This window comes from Bacillus sp. NPDC077027 (assembly GCF_050269555.1).
GTDB lineage: Bacteria > Bacillota > Bacilli > Bacillales > Bacillaceae > Bacillus.
In genome coordinates this window covers 516,022-527,778 of sequence record NZ_JBNNIO010000002.1, presented here as the reverse complement: position 1 = coordinate 527,778, position 11,757 = coordinate 516,022, and the positions used below count along the sequence as shown (strand labels likewise).

13 protein-coding genes and 1 pseudogene are annotated in these 11,757 nt (G+C 38.2%); 8 read left to right on the top strand and 6 right to left on the bottom strand.

Features of this window, described 5'->3' with window-relative positions; translation table 11 throughout:
- Positions 1-24: 24 nt before the first annotated feature.
- Positions 25-913, bottom strand: a pseudogene (locus tag ACQKEZ_RS08215) (transporter substrate-binding domain-containing protein).
- 194 nt (positions 914-1,107) lie between these two features.
- Between ACQKEZ_RS08215 and ACQKEZ_RS08210 the strand changes: the two are divergent.
- Entirely contained in the window at positions 1,108-2,496 is a 1,389-nt protein-coding gene (locus ACQKEZ_RS08210) for an MFS transporter (protein WP_427299812.1), read from the top strand.
- Positions 2,497-2,538: 42 nt separating this feature from the next.
- Here the strand turns inward: ACQKEZ_RS08210 and ACQKEZ_RS08205 are convergent, their stop codons facing one another.
- The 3 genes from ACQKEZ_RS08205 to ACQKEZ_RS08195 form a co-directional block, all read right to left on the bottom strand.
- On the bottom strand, positions 2,539-3,138 hold the full coding sequence (locus ACQKEZ_RS08205; protein ID WP_427299811.1) for an undecaprenyl-diphosphatase: 600 nt from the start codon (positions 3,136-3,138) through the stop codon (positions 2,539-2,541).
- Between the two features lie 112 nt (positions 3,139-3,250).
- Positions 3,251-4,444: an MFS transporter gene (locus ACQKEZ_RS08200; RefSeq protein ID WP_427299810.1), complete on the bottom strand. Its 1,194-nt coding sequence runs from the start codon at positions 4,442-4,444 to the stop codon at positions 3,251-3,253.
- A gap of 15 nt (positions 4,445-4,459) precedes the next feature.
- Positions 4,460-4,873, bottom strand: a complete 414-nt coding sequence (locus ACQKEZ_RS08195; protein ID WP_427299809.1) for a MarR family winged helix-turn-helix transcriptional regulator — start codon at positions 4,871-4,873, stop codon at positions 4,460-4,462.
- A gap of 350 nt (positions 4,874-5,223) precedes the next feature.
- On the opposite strand from ACQKEZ_RS08195, the gene spoIIID reads away from it, so the two are divergent.
- From spoIIID to ACQKEZ_RS08175, 4 genes are all read left to right on the top strand, one after another.
- Entirely contained in the window at positions 5,224-5,499 is a 276-nt protein-coding gene (gene spoIIID, locus ACQKEZ_RS08190) for a sporulation transcriptional regulator SpoIIID (protein ID WP_427299808.1), read from the top strand.
- A gap of 185 nt (positions 5,500-5,684) precedes the next feature.
- Entirely contained in the window at positions 5,685-6,686 is a 1,002-nt protein-coding gene (mbl, locus tag ACQKEZ_RS08185) for a cell shape-determining protein Mbl (protein ID WP_427299807.1), read from the top strand.
- 133 nt (positions 6,687-6,819) lie between these two features.
- Entirely contained in the window at positions 6,820-7,659 is an 840-nt protein-coding gene (locus ACQKEZ_RS08180) for a flagellar hook-basal body protein (RefSeq protein WP_427299806.1), read from the top strand.
- A 34-nt stretch (positions 7,660-7,693) separates the two neighbouring features.
- Complete coding sequence (locus ACQKEZ_RS08175) at positions 7,694-8,515, top strand: flagellar hook-basal body protein (RefSeq protein WP_427299805.1); 822 nt, start codon at positions 7,694-7,696, stop codon at positions 8,513-8,515.
- Between the two features lie 20 nt (positions 8,516-8,535).
- On the opposite strand, the gene ACQKEZ_RS08170 is transcribed toward ACQKEZ_RS08175, so the two are convergent.
- Positions 8,536-9,594 (bottom strand): tetratricopeptide repeat protein, encoded by a 1,059-nt coding sequence (locus ACQKEZ_RS08170; protein ID WP_427299804.1) that lies wholly within the window; start codon positions 9,592-9,594, stop codon positions 8,536-8,538.
- A 224-nt stretch (positions 9,595-9,818) separates the two neighbouring features.
- On the opposite strand from ACQKEZ_RS08170, the gene fabZ reads away from it, so the two are divergent.
- Together fabZ and mscL are read left to right on the top strand one after the other, a co-directional pair.
- Positions 9,819-10,250 carry a 3-hydroxyacyl-ACP dehydratase FabZ gene (fabZ, locus tag ACQKEZ_RS08165; RefSeq protein ID WP_427299803.1) on the top strand — a complete coding sequence of 144 codons (432 nt, stop codon included), beginning with the start codon at positions 9,819-9,821 and terminating at the stop codon, positions 10,248-10,250.
- A gap of 126 nt (positions 10,251-10,376) precedes the next feature.
- Positions 10,377-10,769: a large conductance mechanosensitive channel protein MscL gene (gene mscL, locus ACQKEZ_RS08160; protein WP_427300523.1), complete on the top strand. Its 393-nt coding sequence runs from the start codon at positions 10,377-10,379 to the stop codon at positions 10,767-10,769.
- 26 nt (positions 10,770-10,795) lie between these two features.
- Here the strand turns inward: mscL and ACQKEZ_RS08155 are convergent, their stop codons facing one another.
- On the bottom strand, positions 10,796-11,206 hold the full coding sequence (locus ACQKEZ_RS08155) for a YwpF-like family protein (protein ID WP_427299802.1): 411 nt from the start codon (positions 11,204-11,206) through the stop codon (positions 10,796-10,798).
- 117 nt (positions 11,207-11,323) lie between these two features.
- Here ACQKEZ_RS08155 and ACQKEZ_RS08150 point away from each other — a divergent pair, with 117 nt between their 5' ends.
- Complete coding sequence (locus tag ACQKEZ_RS08150; RefSeq protein WP_427299801.1) at positions 11,324-11,692, top strand: hypothetical protein; 369 nt, start codon at positions 11,324-11,326, stop codon at positions 11,690-11,692.
- The last annotated feature ends 65 nt before the right edge of the window (positions 11,693-11,757 follow it).

The following is an 11,757-nucleotide window of genomic DNA, read 5'->3' as shown; positions in this document are numbered from 1 at the left end:
TCATGAGGGCACACGATCGTGGTTTTATTTCTGTTTGACTGTGATATCTTCGTCAAAGTACGTCTCACTTATGCTCTTCAGTGTTCCGTCTTTCTTTAGGGCATCAAGGGCATTGTTGATTTCTTCTATGAGATCTTCATTTTCTTTTGAAACTGCAATCGCTTGTTCACTTTGACCAAGCCTTTCCTGTGCTTTGATCTTCAGCTTTTTTTTCATCGCTTCGGCTCCAGTGGCAAAGTCAGTTATGACGGCATCATGTTTTCCATTTGATAATGCCTCAAGTGCTACGACATCACTGTCATAATACTTCGGTTCCTGATCGCTATGTTTTTTTGCTATCGCGGCATAGGAAGAACCTTTTGAAACGGCAATTTCTTTTCCTTTTAAATCTGTCGATGTTTTGATCTTGGCATTTGGTCTTGTGAAGATTTGGGGACCTGAGTAATAGTACGGTTTAGAAAAAAGAACATGTTTTTTTCGTTCCTCATTGATGGTATGGCTTGCGATAGCGGCATCGAATTTGCCTGCTTTGATACCTTCTACGATGCCAGCAAATTTGTATTTCTTTTGGACAGGTTCTAGACCGAGCTTGTCAGCGATAGCATTTCCTACATCGATATCAAAGCCAGCCATTTTGTTACCTTCCATATAGCTGAATGGCCGGAATTCTCCAGACGCTGCAAATACAAATTTTCCATCCTCCAAAATCGGTGACCCTTTCGCTGTAGAATTACTTTTGTCTCCGTTACCGTTTGTTTGATTTGTGCCACACGCAGACAGAAGTAATACTGCAACTATGAAAAAGGCTGGGATTGAAAACAGTCTTTTTCTTAAAATAGGCTTTTCCTCCTTTTTAGCCGCTTCTCCAAATAAGAGAAAAGCAGGCGTTCAAATGATGTGTGCATCTTACCATTAGTTCGAAATATTCTCAATTTTATATGTGTTTTTCCAAAAGCTCGCCCTCTTTTACTGTATGTCTAGGCACAGAAAGAGAGAACTGTCCTTTTATTGAATGGGTGAGATTAAAAAAGGTAGTTCAACAACATAATAACGGAAAGATAAAAGGGGGGAGATTGTTGTGCTGAACTACGAAAGGAGTGGAATGGAATGAACATTTCAAGAGAAAATCGAAAGATCTTTTTGACAGCAGTCGCATTTGGGACGATGTTAAATCCATTAAACTCCTCAATGATTTCCTTAGCGCTTCATCAAATTCAACATGATTTTCACTTATCGTTTACGACTGTATCGTGGCTCATTTCTACATTTTATTTAGCAAGTGCCGTTACACAACCTGTCAGTGGTCGAATTGGAGATGGTTTGATTAGCCGAAGAACCCTTTTTTTATTCGGACTTGTACTTGTTGCGATCTCGGCTATTTGCGCCCCGTTTGCACCAACCTTTGAAATACTCATCGTGATTCGTTTATTGCAGGCGATTGGAAGCAGTGCAATCTATCCATCAGGTGTTGGTTTAATTAGGGATCATGTAAAAGAAAGACAAGCATCGGCGCTTGCGGTACTATCCGTTTTTGCATCTGCCATGACTGCACTTGGTCCGACACTTGGTGGATTTTTGATCACATTTGGCGGGTGGTCAGCGATTTTTCTCGTGAACCTTCCTTTTATTTTCATAAGTTTTGGTCTGGGGCTTTTTATGTTTCCTAAAGGGAAGAAGAAAGAAGGAATACGTGTCAAAGTAGCTTTAAGAACACTTGATTTACCAGGGATGCTGCTTTTCACATTATGCATTGTCCTGTTGCTCTCATTTTTACTTTCTCTCTCGGGTGGGATTCAGTATGCGCAGGGGGTTTTATGTTTATTGAGCGGTGGTGCTTTTATATGGTGGGAGTTAAAGATCGATCATCCGTTCATTGATATTCGTCTATTTCGCTCGCAAAAGCGACTGTCGACTGTCTATTTACAATTTATCGTATTAAATATTTTCTTCTATTGTTTATTTTTTGGTCTTCCAAGTTATTTTCAGGATGAATTGGGTTGGCATGTAGAAATAACAGGATTATTTATGCTTTGTATGTCAGGGGTGAGTATCATCATTTCACCGATTACGGGGAAATGGATTGACCTCGGAGATGAACGACATCCAATTCTGGCGAGCTCGGTGCTGATGCTCGCAGGTGCATCGGCGATGACATTCTTTTTTATTCCTGCGCCATTGGTTGGAAAAGGAGTTATTCTTTCTTTGCTTGGTTTAAGTTATGGGATTGGCAATGTTGCTCTTCAGTCCGCCATGCTAAATGCCAGTCCAGGACATATGATTGGTACTTCTTCTGGGCTCTTTCAAACTTGCCGTTATCTAGGTTCCATTTTGTCCTCGGCGGTGCTGGGAATGCTATTTGGAAAAGAGATTGCAGGTGCACACTTTGAGCGCCTTGGTTGGATACTTGTGTTTATTTCTTTACTAGGAATTGGTGTGAGTTTGTATTTTTCAACACTTGTGAAGCAAGTTCAAACAGGAAAAAAAGCGCCAGGATAAAGTGGGGAGAGTGACTTCCGCATTCCTTTATCGCTGGTCGCTTTATAAGTTAGAGAGATCAGACTTCTGATCTTTATTTTTCTTTTTCAATACCTTGCCTACAATTGTCTCATAGAATGTGACGATACGATCAATTGGAGAATCAAAGAATTTCCATAACCTATTCATGAGAAAGACAACGACAATCGATACGATCAGGCTGCCTAATACATCAAATGGATAATGGTGGCCAACCCAAATGCGAGAGAAACCTGTGAGTAGACCAAAAATCAGCAGAATGTTTCCAAGTTTTTTATTGCGTGATCTAATAGCTAATGAAAGGGCAAGAGCACCCGTTGTGTGGTCACTTGGAAAGGAAGCGTCTGCTGAATGTGGAATGAGTGTATCCACTTTATGTGCAACAAATGGACGTTCCTCATAATAAAACAATGTAATGGCGAAGTTCACAATTAGTGCCATAATTCCTGTGATACCTGAGAAGAATACATGCTTTTTAAAGTCATGATTACCCGCAAACCAGCAAAGAAGTAAAACAAGTGCATACACGATGAGGGCTTTATCTGTAATGAAGATCATGACCTGATCTAAAAAATCAGAATGATGTGCCATTCCGTGTATGGCTTTAAACAATTCGTAATTCAAATCATCACCTATACTTTCGCTTATTGCTTTGCTATTTTTCAAACGAGCATGTGCGCTTTATTTGAAATATCCTATATTTTAGCATGTTTTCTCTGAAGTTTAAAATAGTATCCTATTCTGATACTGAAACCTTTTGGCGTGCTGTCTTTGCTTCAGTAGGTTTTTTCTCACTCCAATAAAAGACGACCATGCTAAATAGAACAAGGATTCCTGCGATTAAGTACACATTTGAAAAATCAGTAAAACTAACAAGTATTCCGAAAATCAATGAACCTGCGGCGATGCCTGAGTCATATAAAGTGAAGAATGTGGCTGTAGCATAACCTGTACGATGCGCAGGGGAGTGCTGGATAGCAAGTGTTTGCAAACAAGGAACAAGGGAACCGTATCCGAGTCCAATGACAGCACCTGATAGAAGCAGCATTGTTGCTGAGTGTGTGATAGTTAACATACATAGACCGAGTGCAAATAGAGCAATCGAAGGGTAAATCACGATGCTAGGACCAACTCGGTCAAATAGCTTTCCTGTAAAAGGGCGGGAGCCGAGCATGGCGGCGGCAAATACAATGAAGAAATAGCTGCTAGCATCCATCAAATGAAGTGAATTCGCATAAACCGAAATAAATGAAATAATCGGTGAATAGCAGAAAGAAATAATAATGCCAACAGCCGCCGTTTTTAATGCACCTTTTTCAAAAAGATGGGAGAGAGTGAATCGGAAAACAACAGATCCCCCTCCCTCTGGTACAGGTTGTCTAATGAATATAGTAAAAACCGCACCGATTGTCACAATGATGGAAAATAAAAGAAATAATGTATGGAAACCGACTTTGCCCACTTGATTTAACGCAATAAACGGGCCAATGACTACAGCCAGATTCATTGACATGATGAAATAACCTAAGCCTTCACCTCGTTTTTTCTTAGGAATCATATCGACTACGATAGCACTTGTAACGGTTGTCAAAATGCTAAAAAAGATACCCTGTATAAATCGAAGAACAAGCAATACTTGAAAGTGGTCGATAGGTATATATAAATACGTTAAAAAAGCGAACGCCATCGAAGATAAGATCGCTACTCTTTTCTTGCCAAACCGTTCAATTATTGCGCCTGAAAACGGACGTGTCAAAATGGCGGAAAGTAAAAAGATCGTTACTAAAAGACCGCCCTGTGATTCTGTCCCATTTAAAACATCTATCGTATAAATGGGAAGCAGTGTCAGAAGGGCATAAAAAGAGATGAACGTAAATAAATTAACAAGGACAATCATGATAAAGTCTCTCGTCCATATGCGTTCTTTCATGATGTATGTCACTTCCTATTCAGTTGATAACTTTTGCAAAAGGGTATGGAGAAGCTGTTTCTCCCCATCGGTAAATCCTGACAGACACTCGTCCTCGAATTGTTCCATTGTTTGTTTGATTTCCATGAATGTATCACGTGCGTCTTCGGTCATGACGATCAGATTTTCACGTTTGTCTTTTCCTTGCACTCTTTGGACCCAACCGTTCGCTTCCAAACGTGTCACCGTTCGTGTAATGGTTGGTGCTTCGACGTTGAGATACGTCCAGATTTCCTTTTGTGTTTTTGGACCAAAAGTATCAAGGCAAAAAAGTACGGTCCATTGGGACATATATAAATCATAGGCCGCTAATGCTTCATTTGCTTTTTTAGAAAGGAGCCTCGCCCCTTGATGAATTTGATGTATACACTGCCTGTTTAATCGATTCATATGCTCACCTTTTTATCATTATTTAGCTAGGTAAATAAAATCACTTCTCCTATTCTACGTGTTCTTTTTTAGGTTGTAAAGGTAGATTTTTCGATTCTCGAAATAAATTCTTTTTTTTTGGCATTTTCTGATAAAACCCTTGTCCCATCTTCATTTTTAGCATATTCCCTATTCAAAGCTAATACACTGTTACAAACCTGACAAAGAGAGTGTTTGAGGTGAGGGATCGTGTTTAAAATTTATGGCCAATGGATGGGAGCTTACGATGAACAAGCGCTGCTGACAATCATTGATCTTCATACGGATCTCATTTCACACTTCTCACATCCATTTTAGGGAGGTCGAGTGGTGTGCACGATTACATCAAAGAGCGAACAATCAAGATAGGAAAGTATATCGTGGAGACAAAGAAAACCGTTCGTGTAATTGCGAAAGAATTTGGAGTCTCTAAAAGTACAGTACACAAGGATTTAACAGAAAGACTGCCAGAAATTAATCCAGATCTGGCTAATGAAGTGAAGGAGATACTGGATTATCATAAATCAATTCGACATTTAAGAGGAGGAGAAGCCACCAAACTAAAATACAAGAAAGAAGAAATTCTAGAGGGTGAGCCTGTAAAGTAGTAACCTTAGTTCTTTGTTCATAAACAAGACATATATATCTTCCTCATATCGGTAGTTTCTAACCACAAATTTTGTAAAGACTTTTGTAAAGAAATATCTTTTTTTCAGCAAATTATGATAGAATATATAATTAGGGCAGAATGTGGTATTTGCTGTGAAACAGATTGCAAGGAGGATATATATAGATGTTTGCTAGGGATATTGGAATTGATCTTGGTACTGCCAATGTACTGATTCATGTCAAAGGAAAAGGAATTGTGTTAAATGAACCATCTGTTGTGGCACTTGACAAAAACAGCGGAAAAGTACTTGCTGTTGGAGAAGAAGCTAGACGGATGGTTGGACGTACGCCTGGGAACATTGTTGCGATCCGTCCATTAAAAGATGGTGTTATCGCCGATTTTGAAGTAACTGAAGCGATGCTCAAACATTTTATTAACAAGCTGAATGTAAAAGGGCTATTCTCGAAGCCGCGTATGCTCATTTGCTGCCCAACAAACATTACGTCTGTTGAGCAGAAAGCGATTAAAGAAGCTGCTGAAAAAAGCGGTGGTAAGCATGTATTTCTTGAAGAAGAGCCAAAAGTAGCTGCGATTGGTGCAGGGATGGACATTTTTCAGCCTAGTGGAAACATGGTTGTTGATATCGGAGGCGGAACAACAGATATTGCTGTCATCTCTATGGGTGACATCGTAACCGCCTCTTCTATCAAAATGGCTGGAGACAAGTTTGACCTTGAAATCTTAAATTACATTAAAAAAGAGTACAAGCTATTGATTGGTGAGCGTACAGCTGAGGATATTAAAGTGCAGGTTGCGACGGTATTCCCAGACGCACGTCATGAAGAGATTTCAATTCGTGGACGTGACATGGTTTCCGGATTACCAAGAACAATTTCAGTCACAAGTAAAGAGGTAGAAGAAGCATTGCGTGAATCAGTATCTGTCATTGTACAGGCTGCCAAGCAAGTGCTTGAGAGAACACCTCCTGAGCTATCAGCAGACATTATTGATCGTGGTGTCATCATTACAGGTGGAGGAGCACTTCTAAACGGCCTTGATCAATTGCTTGCAGAAGAGCTGAGAGTTCCAGTCTTTGTAGCTGAAAATCCAATGGATTGTGTAGCAGTTGGTACTGGCGTCATGCTAGATAATATGGACAAACTTCCAAAACGTAAGCTGATCTAATAAATACCCTCATTCTTTTTGAAAAGAATGAGGGGTTTTTATTAAAGAAGTCTAAAAAATGCCGATATAATGCTTAGAAGATTGTGTACTTATATTTTTGGACAATGTGAAAGAAACATGATGAGGTGAGAGCATGTTAAAAGGTCTATATACAGCAACGTCTGCTATGATTGCTCAGGAGCGACGCACAGAAATGCTTTCGAATAATATAGCGAATGCCAATACACCAGGATATAAAGCAGATGAAGGTACGATGAGGGCATTCCCAGAAATGCTACTTAGCCGAATGGAATCAGGGAGCTTAAATACATCGTCAGGTAAAAGCTTTAGCATCCCGCAGCAAACAGCAATTGGTGGTATCAATACTGGAACTTATATGCAGGAGCTGATACCGCAATTTACACAAGGTACGTTAAAAACGACAGACCAAACGACAGATGTAGCATTGATTGAAAATAACGTTCCGATCAACCAAGAGACGAACCAAAAATCTGCTTTGTTTTATGCCGTTAATACACAAAATGGTGTGCGCTACACGAAAAGTAGTTCGCTGACAATGAATGAACAAAATCAGTTAACGATTAATGGAAATCTTCTTCTTTCTGTAACGGGCGAACCGATCACAGTTCAGAGCGAGAACTTCAAAGTCAATCCAGATGGTACTGTGACAGAAAACGGTCAGAACCTTGGACAGATTGATGTACGTGTTGCAATGGATACGAGAAACTTGGCACGTGAAGGAAATGACTTGTATCGTACAGAAGATAATCAGCCTCTTCCAAGTGCAGTGAATAATGGTCAAATCACATATACAGTGAGCCAAGGAATATCTGAGCTGTCCAATGTAGATGTAACAAAATCATATACGGAAATGACAGCAGCATACAGATCTTTTGAGACAAACCAAAAAGTCATTCAAGCATATGATAAAAGCTTAGAAAAAGCAGTAAATGAAATCGGGAGAGTTTACTAGCTGATGGCAACAGTGTCACGAATGGAGGATCAGTATGCTTAGAACAATGATCAACGCAGCAGTATCAATGAACGAGGTGCAAAAGCAGCTTGATATCATAAGTAATAACATAGCCAATAGTGAAACGACGGGCTATAAAACGAAAAATACACGATTTTCAGAACTAATTAGACAGCAGTTCAACCAAGTGGATGAAAATAATCAGCAGGTGACAGATAGCCGCCTAACACCTGACGGACTGCGTCTTGGTACAGGAACAATGGTGAATGCATCTGTTAATTCGCTGCAAGGTTCAATAAAAGAAACTGGCCGTGATTTAGATATTGCTTTTAGTGCGCCTTCGCAATATTTGCAGATAAATGCTGCAGGAAATGTTCGCTACACAAGAGATGGATCACTCTATCTGCAACCTGGGGCGAACAACAATCAGGTCCAACTGGTCACAAAAGAAGGTTATCCGGTTCTTGATGAAAATGGGAATGCCATCGTGTTAAACAGTAATTTTAGTGATATTTCAATTAATAAGAACGGTACGTTAACAGCGATTTCTAGAAATAATCAACCAAATCAACAGTTTAATCTTGGTGTCGTTCAAGTGAATAATTCTTCAGCACTGGTTTCTGAAGGCGATAATTTGTTTTCAATTGATGGAAATTATCAAGGGATCGCTTTAACAGCTTTAAATGGTGCAGACCGTCAAAACATCCAGCTTCAGCAAGGTGCACTTGAAACATCAAATGTTGATATATCCAAGGAAATGACAGATTTGATGACAACACAAAGAGCATACCAGTTGAACTCTAGAACAATTACAATGGGAGACCAGATGCTAGGTTTAATTAATCAGGTGAGATAATTGAATTCGAGGCGAGCAATCTAGCCTCTCATAATGAAAAAGGCGGCTTTGCCAAAGTCGCCTTTTTTTTTGTAGAAATCAGAGACATCTGCGAGCAGGTCTTCGAGATCAACCCATGCTTCTTTTTCTTCAAGGCATGTCACAAGTGTCGCAATTTGTTCATCAGCATGAGGAGATTGGCTGTAAAGCAGATTCAGTATTTGAAATTTCATTCTTAGAATATCAAAATGACGAGCGATAGACTCCTTTAACCCTTTTTGTATATATTGCATTCCTTCCTCTGTTAAATTCTCTTTGAAGCATGAACGAGCGGTTTCGTATAAACAACAGACGTAAGAATGCGATGAGCGCCTATAGGCAGGGAGACGAAGCGCCTGCTTGAAATAGAATAATGCTTCCTGATGTAAATTTTGTCTGGATTTAATAAAACCAGCGTCGTAATAAACAATGCCGAGCAGTGATTGGTCATCAATCATTTTGACATATTTAATAATGTCTAGAAAAATTCTTTCTGCTTCTTGGTATTTTTTTTGATCACTGAAATTGAGTGCAAGCACAATCTTACACCGATTTAGGCTATGGATATCACCATGTTTCTCAAAGATATCCATCGATTTTTCAATGTGCTTAATGGATAATAAAGGGTATCTATTGTTGTAATATACACCACTTGTCCGAAAGTGAAACTCTGCTTCTTCTAGTTCATCCTGTAAAAGAGGTAGTCTCTCCTCTGCAAGTTTTAAATAATGAATCGATTGGTTATGGTCGTTACTAACTGATGACTCATACAATCCAATAAAGAAATATAAATAGTATTGGAGTTTAGCAGACATTTCATGTTCATATAATAGAAGATCATTTCTTATATTTTCTAGGCCTTCTGGCTGATCAAACGATATTTGATGACGAAAATACATCAATTGATAATGTAGAAAAAGTTCGCGTTTTTTCGATAGTTTTCTTTTATATTTAGCAAGTGTTGTTTTGATTTCTTCAGCTTCTATGAAATGACGGTATTTCAGCATGTTATACCATGAATTGAGTAATTTTCTAATGGATTTGTCGCTTATAATATTCATTTTTACCCTCTTATTCAAATAAATGATTTCATTTATATTATCATATTTGTGAGAATTCTATTAGAGTAGAGTGGATTATATTTGTCGACTAAAGGTAATAGTGAAAAGTAATTATTTTCCACAATATCGTTAGCTCATCATTGAAAAATCAGCTCATTCATAATATACTACTAAAGGAATCATTCCATATGTAAGTGATATATAGAAGAAGGAGAGATCAAGATATGCTTGATGCTCAGCAAATTAAAGAGATTATTCCACACCGCTATCCATTTTTACTAGTGGATCGTATTTTAGAGGTCGATGGTGAAAAAAGAGCGGTTGGTATTAAAAACGTAACAGCAAATGAAGAGTTTTTTAATGGACATTTTCCTGACTATCCTGTGATGCCGGGTGTGTTAATTGTTGAAGCTTTAGCACAGGTTTTCGGAGTGATTATGCTAAACAAAGAGGAAAACAAAGGAAAAATTGGGCTATTTGCTGGTATTGATGGCTGCCGTTTTAAGAAACAAGTCAAGCCGGGTGATCAGTTACGCTTAGAGGTAGAAATAACGCGCTTTCGTGGTCCTGTTGTAAAAGGAAAAGCTGTAGCAACAGTTGATGGCGAAGTAGCATGTGAAGCGGAGCTTACATTCTCAATTGGTCCGAAAGTATAAAATAAGGGAAAGCGGTTCATGATAGATGAGCCGTTTTTTTTATGCTGATGACGAAGAATGAAAGAAAGACTTGCATTTTTGATAAAAAAACGTCATATTAGACAAAAAAAGATGAAGGTGATTATGGTGCTAAGAGAATTTAGAGAGTTTGCGGTCAAGGGTAATGTTATTGACTTAGCCGTTGGGGTCATTATTGGCGGAGCATTTGGAAAAATTGTTACTTCACTTGTCAATGATCTCATCATGCCGCTAGTAGGGATCATCATTGGTGGCCATGATTTTAATGGATTATCTATCAAAATTGGTTCTGCCCAAATTTTATATGGGAATTTTATACAAACTGTAGTTGATTTCCTCATTATTTCGTTTTCTATTTTCCTTTTTATTCGCTATTTGAATAAATTGAAACGGAAAAATGTGGAGGAAGAGGCTATTGAAACGCCTGAACAAACAGAGGTGTTGCTAACTGAAATTAGAGATTTATTAAAAAATCAGAGCCAATCAAAGGATGTACAATAAAAAAAGAGCGGCTGATCCGCTCTTTTTTACGTGTTTTGTTTAAAGGCATCAAGAAGTTTCTCTCCAGAGAGTCCTTCTTTGACGAGATCTTTTAATACTTCTTCTGTTTCTGTTCTGTACCTATTTGTGATCATTTTACCATCGAGTAAAACAGAGATATGCTCGTCTAATGATACGATGTTTTTGACTTGTACAGACAAGTGAACAGGTCGGTTGTTTTCTTTCGTAATCGTCACGAGAATTTTCACTTCTGTATGTTGTTGAAATAATACTTCAAATACCTGTCTATGTTTCTTTTGAATGAGTGCCTCAATCATCCAGTGATTTTCACCGTCTTCTTGATTAATAATTAAGCCGTCACTAAGAGGAATGCTGGACATTTTATCTTGTTTAGGATCCAGTTCGATTTTTAAATCAATCAGCCTAAAGGTTTTCAATTCAATCACCTCACAAGCTTTCGTTAATGGTATTTATCATTATAGCATACAACATCCGTAGAAATGAAACCGCTACCTATGAAGTCAGCACATATTAAGCGAAAAAGGAGATGTTTTATGGAGTCCTATCAGCTGAGAGAAATTCACATGAGAAGTAAGGAGAAGACAAGTACTGAAAACGGGAGAGTGTATACTTGGTTAAAGAAGGAACCATTTTGTGATGTATACATAGAAGATGAGCACCAACTGACATTTAAGTATATAACAGAGGATCAGATGGACCGTTTTGAATTTCATTTATCTGTTTATGAGGGAAAGCTAACTTTTTATTGGTTTGCTTGGGATGGCTCAAAGTACATACATATGCAATCAAGTAACTGGATACATTCAGATATTTTTAATAAATTTATCAAAAATAAATATTTCGTAAAGCAAAATAAAATGATGTTTTACATCAATCGTGTAAAAAACAAAAATATTAAATGAAAACTTTATTTTAGATTTGGAAAATGTGATTTCCTCGTTTTGTCTATTTCGTGCTTAGCTAGTAG

Excerpts from the sequence above, each read along its gene's own strand:
- mbl (WP_427299807.1), top strand. The coding sequence starts at position 5,685 with ATGTTTGCTAGGGATATTGGAATTGATCTTGGTACTGCCAATGTACTG.
- ACQKEZ_RS08170 (WP_427299804.1), bottom strand. The coding sequence starts at position 9,594 with ATGAATATTATAAGCGACAAATCCATTAGAAAATTACTCAATTCATGG.
- fabZ (WP_427299803.1), top strand. The coding sequence starts at position 9,819 with ATGCTTGATGCTCAGCAAATTAAAGAGATTATTCCACACCGCTATCCA.
- ACQKEZ_RS08210 (WP_427299812.1), top strand. The coding sequence starts at position 1,108 with ATGAACATTTCAAGAGAAAATCGAAAGATCTTTTTGACAGCAGTCGCA.
- ACQKEZ_RS08195 (WP_427299809.1), bottom strand. The coding sequence starts at position 4,873 with ATGAATCGATTAAACAGGCAGTGTATACATCAAATTCATCAAGGGGCG.
- ACQKEZ_RS08200 (WP_427299810.1), bottom strand. The coding sequence starts at position 4,444 with ATGAAAGAACGCATATGGACGAGAGACTTTATCATGATTGTCCTTGTT.
- ACQKEZ_RS08150 (WP_427299801.1), top strand. The coding sequence starts at position 11,324 with ATGGAGTCCTATCAGCTGAGAGAAATTCACATGAGAAGTAAGGAGAAG.
- ACQKEZ_RS08175 (WP_427299805.1), top strand. The coding sequence starts at position 7,694 with ATGCTTAGAACAATGATCAACGCAGCAGTATCAATGAACGAGGTGCAA.
- ACQKEZ_RS08180 (WP_427299806.1), top strand. The coding sequence starts at position 6,820 with ATGTTAAAAGGTCTATATACAGCAACGTCTGCTATGATTGCTCAGGAG.